Raw genomic sequence first — 22,850 nt, forward strand, 5'->3', positions numbered from 1 at the left:
CCGGAGTCGGCCGGGAGGAAGGTCATCGATGGATCGGTTCGACACGATCGTGATCGGCGCCGGCGTGTCCGGCCTCACCGCGGCGCGGCTCCTCGCGTCGGAGGGCCGGCGAGTCGTGGTGCTCGAGGCACGAGATCGCGTCGGCGGACGGGTCGTGAGCGATCGCCGCTACGGCTTCGCCACCGATCTGGGCGCCTCCTGGATCCACGGCATCACCGACTCCCCCGTCGCCGCCGCAGCCGAGGCGCTCGGCATGCGCACCGTCGAGTTCACCGTCGGCGGGTATCAGCCCTACAGTCGTCCGATCGCCTACTACGGCCCGGACGGGCGGCGCCTCTCCGACGACGCCACCCGGGCGTTCGTCGCGGACATCGAGGCGGTGGACGAGGTGCTGCTCGGAGTGGTCGCCGAGTCGGCTCCGGATGCCTCGTACCGCGACGTCACCGAGTCGGCCCTTGTGGCGCAGGCTTGGGACGAAGAGCGCACTCAGCGCGTACGCGAGTACCTCGAGCACCGCTCCGAGGAGCAGTACGGCGCCTGGATCGAGGATCTCGCCGCGCACGGTCTCGATGACGACGTCGTCGACGGCGACGAGGTCGTCTTCCCCGACGGGTACGACCGCCTTCCCCGCAGCCTCGCGAAGGGTCTCGACATCCGTCTCATCCACGTCGTGTCGCTCGTGCGATGGAGTGCGGACGGCGTTGTCGTCACGACGGATCACGGAACCTTCGAGGCCGCCGACGCGATCGTCACCGTCCCGGTCGGAGTGCTGCAGTCCGCCGACTTCGTCATCGAGCCGCCACTGCCCGAGCCGCATGCGAGCGCGCTCGGCCGGCTCCGCATGAATGCGTTCGAGAAGGTCATCCTCGGCTTCCCCTCGAAGTTCTGGGACGACGACGTCTACGCGATCCGCCAGCAGGGTCCGGAGGGGCGGTGGTGGCACTCCTGGTACGACCTGACTCCGCTGCACGACAGGCCGACCCTGCTGACCTTCGCCGCGGGCCCCGCTGCCGTCGCCACGCGCGACTGGAGCGAGGAGGAGATCGTCGAATCGGTGCTCGTCCAGCTGCGGCGTCTCTACGGCGACCGCGTGCCACGTCCCAGCCACGTGCATGTGACCGACTGGCAGGACGACCCCTTCTCACACGGCTCATACGCCTACATGCGCATCGGCTCGACCATGTCCGATCATGACGCGCTCGCCGTGCCCATCGGCGGAGTCCTGCATCTCGCCGGCGAGGCGACGTGGACCGACGACCCCGCCACCGTTCCGGCCGCGATGCTCTCGGGCCATCGGGCAGCCCAGAACGCGCTCGGACGCGCCCTCGCGATCGAGGCGACCTGGGCCTAGAGTCTCCCGCATGCCGATCAGGCTGGAGAACGGCGCCATCGCCGTACGATCGCGGCGAAGCACGGGTGCCATCCCCTGCGCGGAGTCGCCACGTACGAGGACGTCTACAAGCTGACATACGTGCGCGGGCCGAGCGGCATCCTCGTCATGCTCGCCGAGGATCTCACCAAGAGCTGACCACGTCAGCGCCGGTCACGGCGCACCGAGCCCGAGCCCGGCGAAATGGTCGCGACCTCGAGGGGTGATCGTCAACGCCCGGTCGTCGCGGCGGCGACGCAGCCATCCGGCGTGAAGCATGCCGGCGAGGATGGCCGCGCCGAGCTGCCCGGCGACGTGCGGGCGCCTTTCCGTCCAGTCCAGGCACGGGCGCACGACCGGGCGGGAAGAGGACGCGAGCGTGACGGGGATGCCGAGTGCGGAACCGACCGTGCCGGCCTCCGTGGCGAACGTCCAGGAGCCGTCGTGGTCGACGATCCACCCGTCCGAGATCGCCCGGTCAGCGATCGCGATCCCCAGGTCGCCCGCGAGATGGTCGTAGCAGCGGCGCGCCCGACGCAGTGCCGTGCGTCGATCGTGGGCCGAGAGTGAGGAGACGGGATCCTCGCCGGAGAGCCGGAGCAGGCTCTCGATCGCGTCCGCCACGGTCTGATCGGCCAACCGCGCTTCCCGTGTGCGGCCGACGCTCTCGATCTCGATCAGTCCCGCGTCAGCCAGTCGTGCCAGGTGGGCGCTCACGGTCGACGGGGCGACGCCGATGCGGGCCGCCAGCGCGCCTGCGGGCAGGGGCGTGCCGCCGAGGAGCTCTCGTAGTACGCGCAGTCGCATCGGTTCGGCCAGCACCCGGCCGAGCTCGTCGAGCGACGGTCGCACGCGGTCGGTCATCCCAGCGCCCTCCGTGCACCCTCGATGTCGTCCACGACGAACACCTTGCGGTTGTCGTGGTCACTGTATTGAGCATGGACGCTGACGCGCGCCGCTGCCAGCTCCGTCATCATCCTCCCCAGCGCTCCCGGCCGGTCTGCCGGCAGCGCGGCGAGGACGACTCCGCGACTCTCCGCACCGGTGATGCCCGCGGTGCTCAGCGCTCGGAGTGCCGCTTCGCCGTCCTCGACGAGGTAGTGGGCCACGTCGCCCCACACTCCACCGCCTTCCAGCCCCACGCCGGCAGATCCGAGGACCCGGCCGATGCGAGCGACGTCCGCGGCGATGTCCTGGACGGGGATGCTGATGTCGTTCATGCGGCGACCTCCACGGTGATGTCCATCTCGAGGGACGCGGTGAGCGAATGCGCGATGAAGCATCCGGCGTGCGCTTCGCGCATCAGCCGCACGATCGTCTCCGGGTCGCTCTGGCGGACCGTGACCGTGGGGCTGAGGACGATGTGAGTGATGCGCACCGGACGCACGTCCGAAGGCATGATCGCAGTCGCGTCGTCGCGGTAGTCGACCACGTTCACACCGGCCCGCGCAGCCACGGCGAGGAAAGAGAGCAGCTGGCAGGAGCTGGCGGCCGCCAGGAGCAGCTGCTCCGGATTCGGAAGCGCCGCGTCACCGAGGAACGCCCGATCGGCGCTCGCAGCCACTTCGGTTCGACCGGCGGTCACCTGGTGCTGACGGCTGTAGGCGGCGTACCCGGCTCCGGTAGACCCGGACCACCTCACCGTGGACTCGTAGACGTGAGCGTTCATGCTCCCACGCTAGGACCGGGACACTTCGGTGGGGACCGAAACGTCCCTTCGCCGGGCCGGAGACGAGAAAGGCCCAGGATCCGCGCGTTCGCGCGAGTCCTGGGCCTTCTCTGTGACAGCGGCAGATGGTGGAGATGGGGGGAATCGAATGACGCTGAAGGCATGGGATCGCCCCACATCAACCAGCGAAAACCGCGGAATTCTGCGGCTCACGGGGCCATGCGCCGACAAGTATGTGCATTGAAAATCGCCCACATTCAGAGCAAACGCGGGCGATTTGTGGGCGATCCGACGGGCCAACCTCGACATCGACTTAGCGGCCCGACACCGAGCTCATGAGATGTGGCAGCGCTCACCTGCCGGCCGGCACCTTCAAGGCTACGCCGGTCAGCCAACCGAGGCCAGCCCTTGAGAGGCGATTCAGCGCCCGATCGATGGCCCCGCGGGCCCGCTGCCGGGGACCTGGTGGGGCGACATCATGCGCTGTTGCTCCTCCTGCATTCGGTTGTACGTCTCTCGAGTGATCAGGTCAGTGGCGAGACCCTGCTGACGTGCCTTCGCCATCAGGCGGGTCGCGGTGCTCACGCTGACCTCGAGCTCATTGGCGACGAACTTGAGCGGTGCCAGGTTGACGGTGGCGGCGATCCGATAGAGCACAACCGCTTCGGTAATGGCCTCTTCGGTGGTGCGTCCGCCCGCCGCCCTTACGTCGTCCAGGTAGGCAGAGAAGGACTTCGACTCGCCCCCGCCGCGCGAGACCGAAACCACGCGCATCGCGGATGTTGCAACCGCCCACTGCACGCGCACCTCCCGCAAAGTGAGTGCCGTGACCTCGTCGCCTTCACCGCTTCGGTCGAGGCGCACGGAAGCCGCCACTGCTCGGCGCAGCACCGGATCGTACTCTGCAGCGATTCTGACAGCGCCGGGGATGCCGGGCTCCCCCGTGACGACCGCATCCCAAGCCGTGGCGATGCTGATCCCGTCACCCACGTCAACTCGGCTCGGGGCGACCGACTCGAGGGCAAGCTCGCTCATGTCGGCGAGTTTGTCATGAGTCACAGCAGAGGGCAATCTATGTCGTGAGGAATTCATGTCGCGCATTGCTCGGAATGGGAGTACCGTGTGCGCAAGTGCTGTCACGTATTGCGCAGGCAAAGGAGATGGACCGGTGAACAAGTCGCCACGGTCGCTCGCGTTGACGATGAAGGATGCTGCACAGCTCGTCGGCGTGGACTATCGCACAATCAAGCTCGGCATCGACAGCGGGACGATTCCTACCGTCCAGCTCGGGCCGAGAAGGATGATACCGAGAGCCGTCCTGCTCCGAGTTTTCGGAGTCGAGCCCTAACCACGGGCCGACTCGTTGTCGTTCATCGGCACCTACAGCGACTTCGTCATCGCACGTGTGATGCTCAAGTGCTCCGAGCATTTCCCGCTGCCGATCGACCTGTATAACTGATCCTCCGACGAGCGCAACACCCGTGGCGAGTTCGCGGCGGGTGCCGTCGTGGCTGCGATCCCGGTCGTCGTGCTGTCCCTGATCCGTCGTCGCGGGCCTGGCGGGGGTCCACGAAGGGCTGAAGGCGTACGCCGCCGGCGCGGTCCGCCTGGGGGTCGACGGATCGATCGCGACACGGTGTACTGGGTTCCGTGCGCTCGCCAGCCCCGGAAGGATCCCACGTGCCGAATACTCGACGAAGCCCGCGTCGCTGGCTGGCCGCGGCTGTCACCGTCCTTCTCGTCGGCGCGGGGGTCGTCACGATAGACGCATCACATCCGGTGCCCGCGAAGGCCGCGTATCCCGACACGTTCAACCCGTTTTCCATGAGCGGCGGCTTCACGGTGTACGCACGTGAAGATGCGCTGCTGCAGAACCAGGAGACGGAGGGGAGCATCGCCGCCGGTGGCACCGCAACCGTCCAAGGGTCTAGCGGCACGTATTCGATCATCCACGTGGCCGCGGGGACGGGCGACTACACGCTCCCGACCGTGGACGGCGACCCCACCCGCTTTCTGGTCGGCACCTACGACCCGGCCAGTACCGGCATCCTCGCTCTGACGAGCGCGGGTACTACCGAGCCCGCACTCCTGGGCGCGTTGAAGATGGTCGACCGCGACGGTCCATGGCAGGCGTTCGCACGGGCGGACTGGCTGCGGCTGAACACGAATCCGTCCGATGTCGACCGCACCCCGCTGATCGACGCGACCCACCAGCGCTATCCGGAACACGCCGAGCCCCCGTCCGGCACCACGGGCGGCGACAGCATCTACACCGTCGACACGTCGGCCAGCGCCGTCGCAAACTATGTCGAGGCGAACGCCGAGGCATCGTACGAGGCCACCGCAGACTGCCTCGACGGCATCGCGACCGACATCGGCTATCCCGTCGGCGTCGCGGAGGACGTCGGCGCCCGAGTTGTGCTCGAACCGCTCAGCGCCGACAGGCCGAACATCGTTAGTTACTCCGACATCGCCGGCACCGCGCTCATCCAGTTCTCGGCCGGCCCCACCCCCGGCGTGCTGAACCCGCTCATCATCCGGGTTCCCGCCGGGACGACAGCGGTGACGGGCGCCCGGACCGACCCGCAAGGGGTGTACTCCCCCTACATCCTCTGGGACCTCTCCGAGCTGAGCGGGCCCGTAGCGGTCACCGCCGCAGAGGGCGGCCGCATAGACGGCTCGATCTATGCGCCGACCGCCGACGTGACGGTCACCGCCGCTCCCCTGGACGGCCAGGTGCTCGGCCAGAACGTGACCATCACGGGCGGAGAGGTGCACTCCTTCCTCTTCGACGGTCAGATCAGCTGCGACGCCGACAGCGGCGGCTTCGAGGTGCGCAAGACGCTGGAGGGCATTGACGACGCCGATCTTCCGGCCGGGACGACGTTCACCGTCAACTACACCGCGACCGAACCGGATGGCACGATAGTCACCGGATCGCTCGAAGTACCCGCTGACGGGAGTCCGGTGCCGGGCGACGCAGAGTTCCCGATCGGCACAGTGGTGGAGTTCGAGGAGATTTCTCCCGAAACTGTTCCCGGCTACGAGTGGGGTGCGGCGGCCATCACACCCAACCCGCTCACTGTGGGCGCCGGCACCGCGGATATCGTCGTGGCCAACGCGCTGACAGCGCAGACCGGTTCGTTCAGCGTCTCGAAGACCGTCGAGGACGTCTCAGGCGGCGATCCCGGGGAGCCGTCGCAGGCGACCGTGCCTGTGGACTGGACCGCGCTGGAGGGACTCCAGGAGATCGCGAGCGGAACCCTGGACGTACCGTTCGACGGAACCCCCGTCCCCGTCGGCCAGGACTTCCCCGTCGGCACGCGCATCGTCCTCACAGAGGATCTGACGGGCATCGACCCCCCAGTCGGCTACGACTGGTCAGGGGTGGCCTGGGATCCGGGACGCACTTTCCTGATTGAAGAGGACGGCGCCGTCGTCGCCGTCGCGCTCACCAACGCGGTCGCGCCGTCCGACCTCGACCGCACGGTCACCATCATGAAATCCGCCGACGGCGAGGCGGCAGACCCCGGGTACGCCTATGCCGTCAGCTACAACACCAACCCGGCCGGCACCCGCGCCGAGCGCCCTCTACCGGTCGGCGATCCCGAACTGCTTGACGACATCGAAACCGGAGCCGACACGCTCCTCCTCGCAGAGCTCCTGCCGACCCTCGACGGTGCCCCCGTGGATCCGGCCGGATGGACGCTCCCCGTCATAACTGTGACCATCGACGACGTGGCCACGACCTACACGCCCCAGAACTTCGAAGGAGCAGGGCCGCTCGAGACGGCCATCGTCGAGATTCCGCTGCCGGAGTCGGGCGACATCACGATCGACGTGGCCAATGCCACCCAAGTGGGCACCTTCGAACTTTCGAAGGAGTTCGCCAACATCTCCGGCGACGACCTTCCGGACGGAACGGCGTTCACCGTCGAGTGGACCACCACGACACCGTCGGGCGAGGTGAGCAGCGGTGCGATGCGCCTCCCCGCCGACGGGACCCCGGTGAGCCCGGCGGACGCGTCCGGCGAACCCGTCACCTTCCCCTTCGGCACGGTCGTGACGTTTGAAGAGCTCGAGCCGCCCCGGCTTCGCGCAGTGCGGTGGCAGGGTTCCAGCTTCGATCCCGCTGAGCTCATCATCGGCGCGGAGGTCGTCAGCACCGTCACTTCGACGCTGACGAACGATGCCCGTCAGGTGACCGGCACGTTCCAGGTTGCCAAGGCCCTCGCCGGCATCGAACCATCGGAACTGCTCGTGGATTCTTTCACGGTCGTGTACACCGCGACACTCACCGGCGAGGACGATGTCTCCGGCAGCTTCGAGGTGCCCGCGGACGGCACCCCGGCAGGTCCGACGAACCAGTCTGGCGCGACCGTCGAGTTCCCCATCGGCACCGTCGTGGTGCTGGAAGAAGTCGAGCCCGACACACCGGCGCTTCCGCCCGGATACGCGTGGGCGGAGACGACCTGGAGCCCCGGCAATCACCTCGTCATCCGCGGCGAGCAGGCTCCGGTACTTGAAGTCACCAACAGTGTCGAGCGGCTCACCCGCTGGGCGGTGACCAAGGTGATCGACGGGAACGGCGACTCAGCCGTCCCAGCTGACACCCTGTTCCCCGTCGACTGGTGGTGGGACTACGACCCGCAACTGCCGGTCGGTCTCCGGGAGGGCGTCGTCGTCACGTCGCCCTGGTTCCCTGCTGGTTCGATCATCCAAGCAAGGGAAGGCGATCTGCCCGACGTCTCGGGCATCGAGTGGGGCACTCCCACCTGGATTGCCAACGGCCAAGCGCTCGTGCCCGACTCGGAAGGGAGGGTCACCCTTCCGGCCGCGACGACGAGGACGGAAGGGACCGCCGAGCTGACGCTCACCAACACCGCCGTCGCGGACGATCTGCCCATGACCGGTGGGGCCGCCGTGTCGCCCATACTCCCCACAGCGGCACTGGCGATGGTCGCTGCCGGCTTGGCACTCGTGCTTCGGAGACGACCTACGGGCACTCACGCTGGCCGTTCGCGCGCCTGAGTCCTCAACCCGTTGCCGGCCCGAGCCGGAGAAGGGTGGATGGGTCGAGTGTGCTCGGACCACCCGGGCGTTTGACGAAGCCCGTTGACATCACGGTTTGCCCGTGATCGTCCGCCCCGGCAATCAGCCATGCAGCGGTCAGCGGCGCCGCAGTGCCCGAAGTGAGCGGTTGCTAAGCGCAGCTCGGAGCGCAGCGGAGAGCGGAGTCTGCAAAGAGCGAGCGCACGGGAACCGAGGTGTCGATGATCGCTATCATCTCTGCGGTCGGGGCGAGCTGCCGCGCCGTCGGGTCCCGGCGCGCCCTTACTAGCGCGACATCCCGGCGCCTGACCCCGGCGCGACGAACGGCCCGGTCATGGCAGCGTCGTGCCGAGTTCGGGCTGCACGCCGCAGTTCGGCGTCCGCCGCGCGGACGGCATCTTGCATCGTGAGTTCGGTGCCACCGCGGAGCATGCTGGCGGCGACCTTCGCCCGCGCCGTGCGGTCGTTCGAAGCGACCACGAGGGCCTCGTTGTGTAAGCGGCCGCGGGTGAGACCGACGTACAGGCCGGCGGCATCCACGTCGGGTCCGACGAACGAGGCGTCCACCGTCTCTCCTTGGATGCCGTGAACTGTGGACGCATACGCGAGTTGCAAATGGTCGAGCGCGTAGTCCTCGGTGACCTTCCGCAGCTCGCCGCTGTCGTAGACGGAGGTGAGCATGATCGAGTGCTCGCGGATGCGACTCACCACCCACAGAGCACGATTCTCGACACCGGCCTGTGCGTCGTTTCGACGGGTCTGGACGGTGTCTCCGACCAGGATGCGCTGCTCCCCCATACCCACAGCCATGAGTGTGGGATCAAGCTCGCCGCGGTCGATGCGTTGCTGCTGGATCGCATCGTTGATCGAGTTCGCCTCGCTGTTGGTTGCACTCACGAGGGCGACGCGTCGGCCGCGCGCGTGCCAGGCGAAGTAGGAGTCGACCATGTGTTCGCGTGCGGCATCCAGGTGGTCGACTCGCGCGATGTGACCTTGCCGTGCCAGCTCGTCGGCCACCGCGGACGCGTGCTGAGCGTCGCCGGGGTTTCGCATACGAAGCGTGAGAGCACCGTACGTGGGGTCCCGGAAGCGGTGCACCGTGTCGAGCTCAACCGCGGCCCCTGCGAGCCGAACGGCGGTGGCCATGGCACCGACGTGCCCGACGGGGAGCGCCTGGTGCGGGTCACCGACCATTGCGACCCCGACTCCCTGCTCGTGGGCAAGCTCAGTGAGTGCGTTCGCAGTTTGCAGATCGAGCATCCCGGCTTCATCGACCACGATCCGGTCGTGCGGTCGCAATGGGTACGCGGTCGGGCCCTTATAGATGGCCCCACTTTCGATGTCGACGTCGCCGACGGAGAGTCGGCGCCACGAGTGCGCTCCCGCGGCGTCCTCGCCCCATCGGTAACCGTGATCGGCGAGCAGTGAGTGGATGCTCGCCGCCGTCGCGCCGACCTCGCGAGCAGCGACGGACGCGGCTTTGCGTGTGGGTGCGAGCACGATCAGGCGGCGGCGCTGAGCTCCCAGTGCGCCGAACGCTACCTGCAGCATCGTGGTCTTGCCCGCACCCGCGGGACCTGTGACGGTGACGAGTCCGTGCGTGCCGGCGATGGCGGATGCCGCGGCCAGCTGCGAGCCGTCCAGTTTGTCGAACCCGTCGAGCGCGCCGGCAAGCCGATCCAGTTCTGCCGCCACCAACGCCCGGCCAGGGGTGGCAAGGAGGTCGAGCCGCTGGAAGAGGAGGACCTTGGACCTCATCGTCTCGGTGGCCATGAGGTTCTTCACGTGCCGGGGCGCGTCGGGATCACCGCTCAGCCGCACGCACGCGCGGCAGGCTCGCCTCGCGATCGTCGCGATCAGCTGGTCCAGCTCGTCGCGCTGGTGAACCACGCCTGACCGCGAGAGCGCGCGGATGGTGCCGGCACGCAGGTCGAAGGCGCTGAAACGTCCGCCCGAGGTGGTGGAGCGACTATCGGCGTCGACGACAGCTATGGCCGCGAGCAGGTCGAGGTCGATCTCGTCAAGACGGATCGACCTGATCGCGACCGCCGGTCGTTCACGGACGAGCTCGGGATCGACGGCGGCGATCTCGTCGCGCACCATCGCCTCCCAGGAGTCCTCGTCGAGATCGCGCGGCTTGTTCGGGCGAGATACCGCCCACGCCCGCCGGTCGATCTGATTCATCACCTCGGCGCTCGGGATGGCACCATCGCGCGATGCCGACCATTCGGCGACCAGGCGTGCCCGGTTCGCTTCGATCTGGGCGGATCGGCGAGACAGCGGTCGGACCGCGGCCGACAGCTCCGCGATCTCGCCGGCCTCATTGATCGTGTAGCCGTGAAGGGCCAGCGCCGCGAGCCACTCCGGATCGGTGCGGGCAGCGAGTTCGCCCTCGGCGTTGATGACGGTGTGCAGCTTCATCGCGACGCGCGAGTCGAGATTCGACCACCTCCCGTCGGCGCCGAGCACCTTCACATTGAGCCAGAGATGTCGATGGATGTGCGGGTCAAGTGCACGGGACCGTCGGTGCCGAAGCTCAACGACCTCGAGGCGGGCAACGTCCTCCCGGATGAGGCCGTTGTGGCCGCGGCGGACATTGAGCTCCCGCTGCCAGGCGAGGAGGATCCGATTCCGCAGGCGGTCCTGTAACGCTTCGAACTCTGTGGCGAGATCCTCGTGAAGCAGCGCGGCGACGCTATACGACTTCGGGTGGTTGATGGTGCCGTCGAGCACGAGGTCGGCGTCCGGGCTGAGCCGTGAGCGGCCCCGCTCCTCCCCCGTCGCCGGATCGTGACCGGTGAGCCACACACGCAGTCCTCCCGCGGTGAGCTCGTCAGTCGAGATCACGCCATCCGAGACGACGAACCGAGAGACACTCGCGTCGGATGCCGGGCCATACCGGTCGAGCGCGTCCACGCCACTGGCGGGGTGGAGGTGCGCATCGCAATTGCCCTCGATGGCGTAGGCGATCGCCTGTCGAATACCACGAGAGTCCGTACCCCGCTTCCACCGCTCCAGCCCGCCTCGCATGGCGCCAGAGTACGTCGCGTTTTGCCGCTTATCCAGGTATTTTTGTGCGTTGCAGGTTTGTGTGGGGAGATGGTGCTCAGTGCGCTCGGTCCGGCAGGCTCATCCACTGATGCCTGCGTGCATCGCTGTCTTCGCGTGGTTCCAGGACGACGGCTGCTTCCCCACGCTACGCCTCGATCTGAAACGCCTCTTCGTACTCCGCGCCGTCTATGTGCTCGTAGACAGTGGTCGGCCGCATTCTGCTCCAGTGGTGGCCAAGCAACACGGAGAGTCCAAGCGGTCCGATCTGGAAGAGATGTATTCGTCCAACTCCCGCGAGTCCGGACCTCACCTGGTTTCGAATCTGTGTGGCGATGGAACTTGCACTCGCTGCTGAGGTGATCGAGTTCGCACCAATCACGGGAGTGCTAATGATCAAGATCGAAGCGACTGGTAGCTCGGACGCGAGGATCCAGTCGATGGCGTCCCTCGAGCCGGGATACGAGACTTGGACGATAACGCCGAGGTCATCGCCTCTCCCGACGGGCACTTCTTCATACGTGAGCAAAGCGGATCCAGCAGAGGCGTCTGAGGTCCACAGCTGGGAGCGCTGTTTGGTCGCGACAACGAAGCCTCTCACGCTCCTCATTTCCGTTCCTACGAGAAAGCCCACGGCCTGTCGCATGAAACCAGTCACTAGCACTCGACCCGGCTGGAGCGATTTAACGACGTCCCTGATATCGAACGCAAGGTCGTCCCAGGTGTACGGCGCGCAAGGCCTGATTCGGTTCCAGACCGTGTCGCCTTGCATTCGGTCGACTCGGTCGATCGAAGCGGAAGAGTCGCCGGCAGCTGGATCGTGATCCACGGTGGCCACGGACAGGGTTGTCCAGGGCTCTGACGTCGTCAGACCCATCCTGTCGACGGCTCTGACGATTGCGTCGAGCTCGATCCGTCGTTCGCCGGCGACCACCACACTCTGCACCCACGACAGCCCGATTTCGACGGCGCGTTCATCGCTGTCGAGGCCATTCGCCGTCATCAGGAGTTGGACTTCAGACCGTAGCTGCGTCGCATCTCGACCCGATTCGATATGGAAGTCGTCTAAGAACTTCTCGAGTGCATCGACGTCTACACCCGCTGCATGGGCCCACGCAGTACGAGCCTCTCCACGCCTCGAGTTCGGGGTTCCTTGGAGTGCGCGTGGAACAAGGCGACCGTCACGCCCATCGCGATCCCTAAGGAGAACGTCGCCGGGGTCGATTTGACGGTTGGTGACGAGTCGAATCTCGGCGACCGAGTTCTCGGCAGACAGAGTCTGGTGGGACTCGACGAGCTTGGCCAATATCCGATCGGCAGTCAGATACTCCAGGTTGAGGGGCGAGCTCGCATCGACCGCGTACTTCACTTGCATGAAAGTGTGGGGAGGCGAAGCCCTGTACAAGACAACGTCATCCGCATTGCCAGCTCCTCGCGCTTCGACCCCAACTGCAACGAGTCGATTTCCGCTGTAGCCCGTCGCGTGCTCATGAAGCACTTGAAGGCACGCGCGCCAGCCCACCAGCCACTGATACTCATCGCCGGCTATCCGAACGCCAGTCGCGCTGGGCATTTCTGTCATCGGTCCGACTCCTATCGCAGATCAAGAGGAACTGAAAAGACTGCCGTACGAAGGGACTCGTGCACCGCGACGCGCGTGTCGGCGCGCACCGTACCTCGAGCCGGATCGATCATGAGGACTACGAGCGCGACAGGCCCGGGGACCTGCTTCGCGATCGACCTTATGCTGGCGATGTCAGTCCTGCTCGCCATCTGGGGCAACGGGTGGGAGTGCCATTCGCCGACATATCCGAGAGCAGGATTGTCAGCCATCTGGAGGTATTCAGCGAGCGCCCGACTAGCTCGGTTCTCGCGTCGCCAATATCCGCGTCGCGTCGCTCGATGGTCTCGGACCTCGATAAATGCGTCTATCACCACCTCGGCGCCCACTCGCCAGCCGGTCAGAATGCCACCAGTCTCATCCGGCAGCGCCTCACGTGCATGGCGGGATGCCAAGTCGAACGCGGCGCGGGGGGCGTGGACACGCACGTCGAGCTCACGTGTACGCACGGGCTTCTCCGGCTCCCGCGGACGATGGACGGAGCAGGAGTTGAACGGCGAGCCGGCAGGCGAGAGATGCAGCCTCGTTCGCAGCGTAAGGCGGTGTCATGGAGACTGGATCGCCGCAGCCCGCCTCGAAGACGAGATCATCGCCCGAAATCTCGAACTCGATTGCTGGGACTGCTTCCCCTTCGACCGGAGGGATCACATCGGCCCGGACTATGCGGCCTTCGTCCTGCAACGATGCACTGATGATGTGACTACCCAAGGTCCTGGCAGCGTCTGCCAGCATCGCTGATGCCGCGCCGTCCGCTGTTGCGTCGATGATGAGGTCGAACTCGGCGAGTAGCTCTGGAACCTCGTCGGCTCTGCGCAGGGCACGAACGTCCACGTCAATCTGTGTGACGGTTCCTGGTCGCCCATCAAGTAGACGCTTTATCGCTATCGCCTTCCGGTGTCCTGCGAAGTGCGACGGCACCAAGTGACGGACGGAGTTGCCGGGTCTGAGCACGTCTGGGTCTCGGACAGTGAGGTGACCGAGCCCGCTACGCACGAGGTAATCGCAAACGAAAGAGCCGATCGCGCCGGCGCCAACCACCAGCACGCGCTTCTCGGCAAGCGACAGCGCGTCGCGTCCAGCACGCAGCTCAAGCGTCGCGGCAGAATTGGACGCGCTCGGCACCGACCGCAGGGTCACTTCGTTCGAGTCTTGGCCAACAAATAGGGCGATGGCACCCACCGCACCCTTCCTCGAATATCGAACCAGAAGCAGATCTACAGCGCCGCGACGGACTTCCCTCTCGAGCGTCGACCTCGCTTCGTGCCCTAGGAGCTGGGCCAGCTCCTCCCAGTCACGTGGCGGTCCTTCCGGCTCTCCGATATCCGCGACGTACCCGTAGAGCCTGTGTCGCCGCTGGGTCACCTTTCGGGGCTTTACGCCAGAACCGGCCAACAGGATCTGAGGACCACGGACATTGAAGCGCACCATTCGGTTCATGAGCGGTTCGATCGCCTCACCGTAGACAACCAAGAACGACTCCCCGATCGGTTGGAAGTAACGTTCGAGGTCCATGTCGGGAGCATCGGCCGGCCACCCCTGTTCTGTAGCCTCCAGCCATCGCTCGACAGTCGCGACTAAGTCATCGACGTCTAGCCATGGAAGACTCCCTCGCCCATCCTCCGGGTAGAGACACATGGCGCCGTCGAGTTCGCGATGCCAGGACATCGGAAGCTCAGACAATGGGAACACTCTGGGCGGCGCGAAAGGAAAGTGTGAGTCGAGCTGGACACGAACTGCATGCGTGGAACCTCCCACCACCACTTGACTCTCGAGTTCCGAATCCGAAACGAGCCGCCAGCCCCGCCTCTCCAGCTTCTCCACGAACTCAGTTCGTGTCGCCTCGATCCGCTCGTCCCAGATGGTCATCCGAAGCGTCGGTCACCTGCTGGGACCATACGCTCGCCCGCTGTGATCGGACCCGCGAACGACTTCTTGGTGCCGGCTTCGTCATAGCCCGCGGGCATGGGAAAGACGATGTCGTCGTCTGCGTTCGCCCCGAGGACGGATCGGTAGCCGAGCGCTGCCACGCCCAGATCCTCCTCGAGGTACGCCTGGCCCGCGGTATCCGCGGCAGCCCGGAATCGGTCGCGTGCTTTCTCCCACTGAAGCTCGGTCGCCCGGAAACTGGCGTTATGGCCGGGCATGGTCGGGTCTGGAAGCTCCCGACCCCAAGTGACCTTGTCGTGCAGGTAGTCAGCGATCGCATTCAGTCCGGTGACAAACGCATGAGCTTGGGAGTCCCACTGCACTTGGCCGCGCAAGCACGCATCGTAAAGTGCCACCTCGACGAAGAGTCCTCCGGGCCGCGAATCCAGGATTTCACGACGGGCCTGGCGGAGGAGCTTCACTGTCGGGACATACATGCCATCCATCGTGGCGTTCATGGCTGTCTTGAGATCAGTGAGCTTCTCGGGGTTGGTGCTCTGCCAATCGTCGGAGTCCTTCTTTGGGATCTCCCAATAGCCGTCGCCGCGAGGACGTGCCGGTACGGCATCGACGTAGAGCCCGTCATACTCCGGGAAAGAGACCTGCAGGGATCGCGCCTGGCGCCGCACGCGCGGCGCACCGGAATCGTCGCGACCGTATTCGCTGTCGAGCACCTTGAAGAAGGCCGCGAGGACATCCTGGCCAGAAACGCTGGAGTCGATGGTTTGCATCCGACAGAACACGTCTACATCCTTCACTCGCCGGATCGACACATCTCGCTTGTACGAACCGATTAGCACAGGGGAGAGTCCCCAGGCCTTCAGAGAATTAGCCCCAGTCAGCACGTCGCGCACGGACGAGTGCGCAAGCGGTGCGTTCGTTTTGTCCGCCGAAGAAGGCTCGACCATCGTCAATGCGGTGGCAAAGCAGTTACTCAGAGTCGCCATTTCTCCCCCAATGCGGGCCGACAATGGCTCGCTCACGCAATGCTATCCACCGCCGCCGACAGCGACGCTGCAGTCCCTATTGACTCGGTGCGGGGTAAACGCGATTCGTTTTACATTCGCGCCGAGTGCCGCGGCGTTCCTAGCTAAAGCGCCGCACGGACGAGCGGCGACCGTGCGACACTCTCGGCGAGCCGCGGACGACTCCCCGCTACGTCGCACTTACCTCAGTCGTGTCGCGTGACAACAGATTGACAACACTTGACCGCGAAAGGGGTGCATTGGGACGTCGGTATCCGACGATGCGCGCAGCGCCAAACCGCCTGCGCGGGTTCGAGCCCTACGGCGTCCACCCTTTGCGAAGACCCCGAGATCCTTAGCTCGGCGACACACCGTTAGAGCCTCGACGAACTACCTATCGGCGCTTGGAAGGGACCGTTCACGGACCCGCTTCCAGATCAGGTCCAATGTGATCGCTGCCAGAACGATCACCACGAGGGCGATAGCGGTTCTCGGCTCATTGACCAACGTGGTCGTCGTGAAGACCACGAAAGTCCCCAGTGTGGCGACGAGAGCGACGATCAAGATCAGGAGGCTGGCGCCTGTTTCTCGGTAGGTCCGAAAGTGGGAAACCGTGACGGCGGAGAAGATGAGCAGAGCGACCGCGCTGCCCAGCGAAGCGATGGCGTTCAGGTCTAGGGCGACGATCATGAAGATCGTGAGCAGGGCCATCACGAGGAGCCCGAACGGCGCCCTTCCGCCGATTTGGCGAGCGAAGGCGCCGGGGAATTGGCCAACCTGCGCGAGATGGCGTGTCATGCCCGCGGACGGGTAGAGGCTCGCATTCACCGCTCCAGCCGTGGAGAAGAGGGCGGTGATCACCATGAGCGCGTATCCCGCCTCACCGAGCGTCGGTTTGGCAGCTTCCGCGAGTGCAGTGGGACCGTATTCGACGACTTCGTCAGCGGTGAGCGTGCCGAACACCCCGAGCGAGACGGCCACGTACACAGCGGTCGCGATGAGGAGCGCTAGGTACATTGCGCGAGGGAGCTGGCGGGCGGGACGGGGAAGGTCTTTCGCAGTGAAGGTGATGACTCCGAAGCCAAGGAAGGCGAAGAAGGTCAGGGCGACGCTGGAGATGATCTCTCGAACCCCGGGATACCCGGCGGGACTCAGGAGAGATGGGTTCCAGTTCGCGATCGTGACGATGGCGAACAGGGTCAGGATGGCGAGCACGACATTGACGATGACAGCTTGCACCCTCGCCACGGCGCTCGATCCGACGACGTTGAGCGTGGTCATGACGACGACGAGAAGGACGGCGAACACAACCGCCCAGACGGGGTCGTCATCGGTCGCCACTGCGCTTGCGTATCCGCCGAAGGATGTCGCGACCATCGCTGCGACGATGGCTCCAGTCATGTAGAAGAGCCACGACACGATGCCGGTCACGTGCCCCTCTCCAAATCCCTTGGCGAGGTAGGTCAGCATGCCGCCGGAAGACGGGTACGCCGATCCCAGTTTGGCGAATGAGTAGCCCTGCAGCCCGGCGATCGCGCCTGCGATCAGGAACGAGAGCCACACCGCCGACCCGGCGACCGCGCCGGCTGCCCCGAGCAACGCGAAGATGCCCGCGCCGACCATCGCCCCGACGCCGATGAACGACGCCTGAACGACCGTCATGCGCTTCGCCTCGGCCGGGGCGCTCACCATCGGGTCCTCGCTCAACGCACTGAGGCCACGAAGTTCTCGATGAACGCGACCTGCGCCACGATCATCCGTTCGATCTCCTGTGGGTCTACCGACTCATCGGAGGCATGGATCCGCGCTTTAGCGGTGTCTTCGGCGCCCCACAGGATGATCGACGCGTCAGGCGCGACCTTCTGTAGCGATGCGACGAGCGGAATCGACGCACCGCTTCCGATCGATTCCGCCGGCGAGCCGTACGCCTGCTCCAGTGCACTGTTTGCCGCCACGATCGCGGGGTGGGAGGAATCCACCGCAAAAGCATGCCCCGTCTTGATCTTGGTCACCTCAACCGCACAGTTCCACGGCCGCTGAGACCGCAAGTGCGACATCAGCGCCTCGAGCTGCGCATCGGCATCCGATCCCGGAACGATCCTCATGGAGAGCTTGGCCGTGATCTCCGGCAGAAGGACATTGGAAGCCTCGGCGGTATTCGGAATGTCCATCCCCAGGACGGTGACGGACGGCTTTGCCCAGATGCGGTCGGACAAAGAGCCGGTGCCCAGGTAGTCGACTCCCGGAAGGATCGCCGACCCTTCCCTGTACACCGATTCCTCCATCGCGGCCCCTTCCCACGTCGAGCTATCCACGCCGGGAATGACGGTGTCGCCGTTCTCGTCGTGGAGGGTGTCGAGGATGCGGATCATCGCCGTCATCGCGTCGGGGGCCGCACCACCGAAAAGCCCCGAGTGCACGGGATAGGCAAGGGTACGAACGGTCAAAGTGCAGGCCACGTCGCCTCGCAGAGCCGTCGTGAGGCCCGGGCGACCGACGACCTGCCCTCCAATGTCGGCGATCACGTACGCGTCCGCGGCGAACCGCTCAGGGTTGGCTTCGACGAACTCCTCCAGGTGCGAGATCGTCTCCTCCTCGCCCTCCACCAGCAGCTTGATCCGACAGGGGCGGTCAGGCCCGAGCAGCTTCAGCGTCGCGTAGTGCATCACGAGCCCAGACTTGTCGTCGGCAGCGCCGCGCCCGTAGATACGTCCATCCGCCCCGGTCACCGGCTCGAAGGGCTCCGTGGACCATCGCTGGCTTTTCGGAGCAGGCTGCACATCGTAATGCGCGTACAGCATGACGGTCGGTGACCCCTCTGGACCCGGAAGGTCTGCGAAAACGCATGGGTAGCCGCCCGGAACGTCGAGGAGTTCCACGCCGGTCGCCCCGGCGGCTTCGAACAGTTCGACGACCGCCGCGCCCATTGCATGAACGGGTGCGGAATCGAAGCCAGGGAAGGCAATGGAGGGGATCCGGACGAGGGTGCGGAGGCGCTCCACAACGTCCGGCATGAGCCCCGCTGCCTCGGCTGCGAGGCTGTCGCTCTGGGACATGATTTCTCCTTCAGGGTGATCCCGTCCGACTAACGGCTGCGAGATCAGGGATGAGCGATGTTCAAACAGGAATGACGAGCTGGATCAGCAGGCCCGTGGCCACCACGGCCACCCACGAAACCAGCATCGGGATTGTGAAGGAGTGCCAGACCGGAACCTGCGTCAACTTGGTGGACCCGGTCATGTCGGTCTCGACCGATGCGATCTGAGATCCGTTTGCGGGGAACAACCAGACACCGATCAAAGAAGGCCACATCGCCGTGATGATGCCCGGCGCCAACCCGGCGACCAAGGCAATGGGGATCAGCGTGTTTGTCGTCGCCGACTGGCTCGTCGTCAGACCGCACACGATGAAGAGGGCCACGGCGAGCCAGAGCGGCTGCGCCTCAATGAGGGCGCCGAGGGGCTCGATGATGGTCTCCTCGTTGGCGGAGATGAAGGTATCCGCCATCCAGGCAATGCCGAACAGGGCGACGGCTGCGACGAAGCCCGCACGGAGCAGCGGCTGCTCCACCACGAGAGACGGCTTCACCTTCCGCACCAGGATGATCACCAGCGCCGCGCTGAACATCACCATCTCGATGACGATGGACATCCCGATGGGAACCAGTTCGCCCTCCGCGTCCGGGAAGGCCGGCCGCAATCCCGGAAAGAGGCCCAGGATGACGACGAGGAACGTCCCGGCCATGAAGATCCAGGCGGCCGTCTTGCCGCCCTCGGGCACGGGGTGTTCGATCGGCACGGCCTTGGCGGCCGTGCGCGAGGGCTGCACGCTTGACGTCGCCGTGCCGGCTTCATCGGCCCCAGGGGTCGGCGTTCCGGCGGAGACGCTGGCACCGCCACCGTACTTCGCCTCGTACTGAGCCTGCAGCGCCGCGGGGACCTCGACCGTGCCGTTCTTCACGCGCTTAAGGAACTCGGGATCGTCGAGCAGGTCCTTGCCCAGGCGCTGCTGCACGAACGACGTGGCGATGCAGGCGACGATGGCCGCCGGGATCGTGACGAGGAGAATCTGGGGCAGCCCATACCCGGTGCCCTCCATCAGAATCAGATAGGCCGCCATCGCCGCTGAGACCGGGCTCGCGGTAATACCCAAACCCGACGTGACGGTCGAGGCGGCAAGCGCCCGTTCCGGGCGCTGACCGTTCCGATACGAGGTCTCATAGATCACGGGAATGAGAGCGAAGAAGATGTTCGATGTACCCGAGAGCACGGTGAAGACGAACGCAACAAGCGGCGCAACGAAGGTCAGTCGCCTCGGGTTGCGCTGAATGATCTTCGACGCGATCGCGACGAGGTAGTCGATGCCGCCGGCCGCCTGCATGGCGGACGAGGCCGTGATCACCGCGATGATGATGAAGAACGCGTCGACAGGTGGGGAGCCCGGCGGCAGACGGAAGATGAACACCAGGATCGCGGTGCCCACCACACCCCAGAGGCCGAGGCCGATCCCGCCGGTGCGCACGCCCATGACGATTGCCCCGAGCACGACGCAGGCCTGCAGGATGACAACAAGAATCTCCACAGCGAGTCCTTACTGAGTCAGCGAGGGTGAAACCTCGAGTCCAACTGAACTGCAGACTTGCTCCCAGACAGTGCTGGGTGGCCGATCGTCACATATGCCTGGCACGTGCCCTACCGGTCGGCGATGTCGTTGACGTGCCACGCAGACTCACTCGTAGGCTTCGTCGACCTCTTCGTCCAACCGCTCGCTGTCGACCGCGAGATCCTTCTGCGTCACTTTCGTCGCATTCACCAGCGACGTCTTCACCTCGTCCGCATCGGCGGGGTCCACGACGAGGACGATCCCGGCGCTTCCGGCATTGAGAGTCTCGCTGATCGCTTCGAGATCCTTCGAGGGAGACTTGCGCGAGATGTGTCCGGCAATGGCGCCGAGACCTGCTCCGGATCCGCCTGCGACGACCAGAGCGCTTCCGAGCGCCACGGCCGGGAACAGTGCAACGGCCAGTCCCGTCGCGAGTCCGATCTTCAGACCCTTCTTGGTGCTGCGGTGTTTCCCGCTGTCCTCGCGCTTGACGAGGGTGAGCTTTCCGTCGAGACCTCGACGGATCAACGCAGCGTCGAAGAAGTCGTGCTTGTGACCTGACTCCTTGAGGTGCGTGACCATCTCGTCGAAGTCAGCATCTGCCACAGCCTCGTCCGCGTACTGTGCGGCGATTGCCACAAACTGCTGATCAGCCATGTGTGCTCCAGTCTCTTGCAGCGGCCTCGCGGCCGGGCGTGGTCATTTGGCCGAAGTCTAGGGGCGGGACGCCGCCGACTGCTATGCCCAGTTTCGCGAGTGATCGATGGGGTCCACGATCGGGGCTGGACGGCCGATGTCGGTCGCCCGGCCGGCCGCGCAGTCATCATCCTTCCCGGGTGATGAGTCTCAGGGGGATTCGCGGGATGGTGGGCTCGGGCCCACCAGACGGCCACCATCCGCGGCATCCGCGCAGACGAAGGGCAATCGCCATGACCGGCAGCATTTGGGACTTCCTCCTCTGGGTGTTCTGGTTCTACATCCTGTTCGCGTGCATCTGGATCTTCATCACGATCATCATGGATCTGTTCCGCGACCACACGCTGAACGGCTGGGGCAAGGCTCTGTGGGTCATCTTCCTGGTCGTGCTGCCGTTCCTCGCCGCACTGATCTACCTGATCGCCCGCGGACAGGGCATGACCAAGCGCGAGCTGGAACGACGCGGCCAGGCTCAGAGCGAAGCGAACAGCTACATCCGCAGCGTCGCCGGCACCTCCTCACCCACGAGCGAGATCGAATCCGCCAAGAAGCTCCTCGACTCCGGAGCGATCACGCAGGCCGAGTACGACGCGCTCAAAGCAAAAGCCCTCGCCTGAGTCTCTCCACGAGGAGGCCATGATGGGCAGACATCGTTGGGCGGGTCATCGGAGGCTCCTGTGGTAGTCACGTCGGCCTGGAACGGCATCCGCGTTGCTGGTGCCGCGGGGGCGGTGCTCCTGGTGGTGGCGGGCCTCGCAGGATGCGCGGCCGATGTCAGCGCGATCGACAGGGCAGAGGCGAGAGTGACTGCGAAGGCGAACGCCCTGTCCGACGCCCAAGCCCAGCTGACGGCGGCGTCGGAGACATTCTGCGAGGCGAGCAAGACGTACGTTCTGGCCCTCGATCGCTACGGGGATGTGCTGAACGAGACGGCGCCGACCGTCGGGGATGTGAAGCTCGCCGGAGACGACTTGGTTGCGCCGAGGGAAGACGCTCTCGACGGCGCGGAGGCGGCCGTAGCGGCCCAGCAAGACGTCGTCACCGCGGAACGAGAGCTGCTCGAGGCGCAAGCGGCGCTCGCGCAGGAGCAGTCGGGAGCCTCGGCTGCGCCCGGCGCGGAGGTCCCCACGCCACCGGCCCCGACCCCGCTGGCCGCCTCGACGACCGTGGACCGTGTCACGCAAGCTGAATCGGAGTTCGCAGCGGCGCAGGACGCGATCACCGACGACACCCCGCTGTCGGACGCGTCCGAGCGGTTCAACAGCGCGGCCGTTGCTCTTGAGGTCGCTTGGCTGCGGCTGTTCGCGGAAACGGGGTGCCTCTCGGCGGATGAGGCGCTGCAGGCGCAGGAAGCGGTGAGCGCGTACACGACTGCGCTGCAGCAGGACCTCTTCGACGCCGGGTACTACGACGGCGCGATCGACGGCGTGTACGGGCCGCAGACCGTCGCCGCGGTAGAGGCGCTGCAGGAAGCGAACGGACTCAACGTCACGGGTACCGTCGACAACGCGACTGCCGACGCGCTCCAGGCCGAGCTACTGGCGCTGGGCGGGGCTGCAGCACAGCAGTCGGTCGCTACGACCGCCGCGATTCAGCAGACGCTCAAGCTCCTGGGATTCTGGGACGGACCGGTGGACGGTGTGTGGACGCCTGCTTTGACGGAGGCGGTCGTAGGGGTGCAGATCGAGCTGGGAGTCGAGCCGACCGGCACAGTCGACGCAGCGACCGTTCATGCATTCCAAGCAGCGATCGCACAGATCACCCAGCCGAATCCGCCGGAGACCCCATCTCCGACGCCCTCCGCTTCAGACGGGCCATAAGTTGGGTGCCCCACGATCCGAGCGAGCTCGGCAGGTGAGGATCGAGTCTTGCGGAGAAAGCGCCGGGAGCACCAGTCTGAGC

The 22,850-nt window shown here is 65.8% G+C and carries 17 protein-coding genes and 1 pseudogene; 5 read left to right on the plus strand and 13 right to left on the minus strand.

All coding sequences use genetic code 11. From position 1 onward, the window contains the following. Positions 1-28: 28 nt before the first annotated feature. Positions 29-1,351: a flavin monoamine oxidase family protein gene (locus JX005_RS13995; RefSeq protein WP_214468192.1), complete on the plus strand. Its 1,323-nt coding sequence runs from the start codon at positions 29-31 to the stop codon at positions 1,349-1,351. 48 nt (positions 1,352-1,399) lie between these two features. Continuing rightward, a pseudogene (locus JX005_RS16170) lies at positions 1,400-1,528 on the plus strand (VOC family protein); the annotation flags it as partial. Between the two features lie 15 nt (positions 1,529-1,543). Here the strand turns inward: JX005_RS16170 and JX005_RS14000 are convergent. The 4 genes from JX005_RS14000 to JX005_RS14015 form a co-directional block, all read right to left on the minus strand. Further along, the gene (locus JX005_RS14000; RefSeq protein ID WP_214468194.1) at positions 1,544-2,233 is read right to left on the minus strand and encodes an ArsR/SmtB family transcription factor; all 690 of its coding nucleotides are present in this window, start codon (positions 2,231-2,233) and stop codon (positions 1,544-1,546) included. Beyond that, positions 2,230-2,589, minus strand: coding sequence for a hypothetical protein (locus JX005_RS14005; protein ID WP_214468196.1), 360 nt, complete (start codon positions 2,587-2,589; stop codon positions 2,230-2,232). The genes JX005_RS14000 and JX005_RS14005 overlap by 4 nt, the downstream gene beginning before the upstream one ends. After that, entirely contained in the window at positions 2,586-3,038 is a 453-nt protein-coding gene (locus tag JX005_RS14010; RefSeq protein WP_214468199.1) for an OsmC family protein, read from the minus strand. The genes JX005_RS14005 and JX005_RS14010 overlap by 4 nt, the downstream gene beginning before the upstream one ends. 420 nt (positions 3,039-3,458) lie before the next feature. Next, on the minus strand, positions 3,459-4,073 hold the full coding sequence (locus JX005_RS14015) for a hypothetical protein (protein ID WP_214468201.1): 615 nt from the start codon (positions 4,071-4,073) through the stop codon (positions 3,459-3,461). A gap of 645 nt (positions 4,074-4,718) precedes the next feature. Between JX005_RS14015 and JX005_RS14020 the strand changes: the two genes are divergently transcribed. After that, positions 4,719-8,069, plus strand: coding sequence for a DUF5979 domain-containing protein (locus JX005_RS14020; protein ID WP_214468203.1), 3,351 nt, complete (start codon positions 4,719-4,721; stop codon positions 8,067-8,069). 306 nt (positions 8,070-8,375) lie between these two features. Here JX005_RS14020 and JX005_RS14025 read toward each other — a convergent pair whose 3' ends face one another. From JX005_RS14025 to JX005_RS14065, 9 genes are all read right to left on the minus strand, one after another. Next, positions 8,376-10,937, minus strand: a complete 2,562-nt coding sequence (locus JX005_RS14025; protein ID WP_307858597.1) for an AAA family ATPase — start codon at positions 10,935-10,937, stop codon at positions 8,376-8,378. Positions 10,938-11,286: 349 nt separating this feature from the next. Then, positions 11,287-12,720, minus strand: coding sequence for an SAVED domain-containing protein (locus JX005_RS14030; RefSeq protein ID WP_214468207.1), 1,434 nt, complete (start codon positions 12,718-12,720; stop codon positions 11,287-11,289). A gap of 11 nt (positions 12,721-12,731) precedes the next feature. After that, positions 12,732-13,208, minus strand: coding sequence for a Mov34/MPN/PAD-1 family protein (locus JX005_RS16470; RefSeq protein ID WP_214468209.1), 477 nt, complete (start codon positions 13,206-13,208; stop codon positions 12,732-12,734). Further along, entirely contained in the window at positions 13,195-14,625 is a 1,431-nt protein-coding gene (locus tag JX005_RS14040; RefSeq protein ID WP_214468211.1) for a ThiF family adenylyltransferase, read from the minus strand. The genes JX005_RS16470 and JX005_RS14040 overlap by 14 nt, the downstream gene beginning before the upstream one ends. Further along, complete coding sequence (locus JX005_RS14045) at positions 14,622-15,668, minus strand: SMODS domain-containing nucleotidyltransferase (protein ID WP_307858598.1); 1,047 nt, start codon at positions 15,666-15,668, stop codon at positions 14,622-14,624. Before JX005_RS14045 ends, JX005_RS14040 begins: the two co-directional genes overlap by 4 nt. Positions 15,669-16,040: 372 nt before the next feature. Then, positions 16,041-17,312 (minus strand): APC family permease, encoded by a 1,272-nt coding sequence (locus JX005_RS14050; protein ID WP_246533990.1) that lies wholly within the window; start codon positions 17,310-17,312, stop codon positions 16,041-16,043. A 41-nt stretch (positions 17,313-17,353) separates the two neighbouring features. Continuing rightward, a complete protein-coding gene (locus JX005_RS14055; RefSeq protein WP_214468213.1) occupies positions 17,354-18,706 on the minus strand; it encodes a M20/M25/M40 family metallo-hydrolase in 1,353 nt (450 codons plus the stop codon). Between the two features lie 61 nt (positions 18,707-18,767). After that, positions 18,768-20,231, minus strand: coding sequence for an anaerobic C4-dicarboxylate transporter family protein (locus JX005_RS14060; RefSeq protein WP_214468215.1), 1,464 nt, complete (start codon positions 20,229-20,231; stop codon positions 18,768-18,770). A 147-nt stretch (positions 20,232-20,378) separates the two neighbouring features. Further along, on the minus strand, positions 20,379-20,909 hold the full coding sequence (locus tag JX005_RS14065; protein ID WP_214468217.1) for a DUF1269 domain-containing protein: 531 nt from the start codon (positions 20,907-20,909) through the stop codon (positions 20,379-20,381). Between the two features lie 272 nt (positions 20,910-21,181). Between JX005_RS14065 and JX005_RS14070 the strand changes: the two genes are divergently transcribed. Together JX005_RS14070 and JX005_RS14075 are read left to right on the plus strand one after the other, a co-directional pair. Then, positions 21,182-21,565 (plus strand): SHOCT domain-containing protein, encoded by a 384-nt coding sequence (locus JX005_RS14070; RefSeq protein ID WP_214468219.1) that lies wholly within the window; start codon positions 21,182-21,184, stop codon positions 21,563-21,565. 60 nt (positions 21,566-21,625) lie between these two features. Further along, a complete protein-coding gene (locus JX005_RS14075; RefSeq protein ID WP_214468220.1) occupies positions 21,626-22,768 on the plus strand; it encodes a peptidoglycan-binding domain-containing protein in 1,143 nt (380 codons plus the stop codon). Positions 22,769-22,850: the final 82 nt, after the last annotated feature.

This window comes from Microbacterium flavescens, assembly GCF_018588945.1.
In the GTDB taxonomy this organism is placed as follows: Bacteria; Actinomycetota; Actinomycetes; order Actinomycetales; family Microbacteriaceae; genus Microbacterium; species Microbacterium flavescens.

Bases quoted from the DNA above. Each gene is read 5' to 3' on its own strand.
- JX005_RS13995 (WP_214468192.1), top strand. From the start codon at position 29: ATGGATCGGTTCGACACGATCGTGATCGGCGCCGGCGTGTCCGGCCTC.
- JX005_RS14000 (WP_214468194.1), bottom strand. From the start codon at position 2,233: ATGACCGACCGCGTGCGACCGTCGCTCGACGAGCTCGGCCGGGTGCTG.
- JX005_RS14005 (WP_214468196.1), bottom strand. From the start codon at position 2,589: ATGAACGACATCAGCATCCCCGTCCAGGACATCGCCGCGGACGTCGCT.
- JX005_RS14010 (WP_214468199.1), bottom strand. From the start codon at position 3,038: ATGAACGCTCACGTCTACGAGTCCACGGTGAGGTGGTCCGGGTCTACC.
- JX005_RS14015 (WP_214468201.1), bottom strand. From the start codon at position 4,073: ATGAGCGAGCTTGCCCTCGAGTCGGTCGCCCCGAGCCGAGTTGACGTG.
- JX005_RS14030 (WP_214468207.1), bottom strand. From the start codon at position 12,720: ATGACAGAAATGCCCAGCGCGACTGGCGTTCGGATAGCCGGCGATGAG.
- JX005_RS14040 (WP_214468211.1), bottom strand. From the start codon at position 14,625: ATGACCATCTGGGACGAGCGGATCGAGGCGACACGAACTGAGTTCGTG.
- JX005_RS14050 (WP_246533990.1), bottom strand. From the start codon at position 17,312: ATGACGGTCGTTCAGGCGTCGTTCATCGGCGTCGGGGCGATGGTCGGC.
- JX005_RS14055 (WP_214468213.1), bottom strand. From the start codon at position 18,706: ATGTCCCAGAGCGACAGCCTCGCAGCCGAGGCAGCGGGGCTCATGCCG.
- JX005_RS14065 (WP_214468217.1), bottom strand. From the start codon at position 20,909: ATGGCTGATCAGCAGTTTGTGGCAATCGCCGCACAGTACGCGGACGAG.
- JX005_RS14070 (WP_214468219.1), top strand. From the start codon at position 21,182: ATGACCGGCAGCATTTGGGACTTCCTCCTCTGGGTGTTCTGGTTCTAC.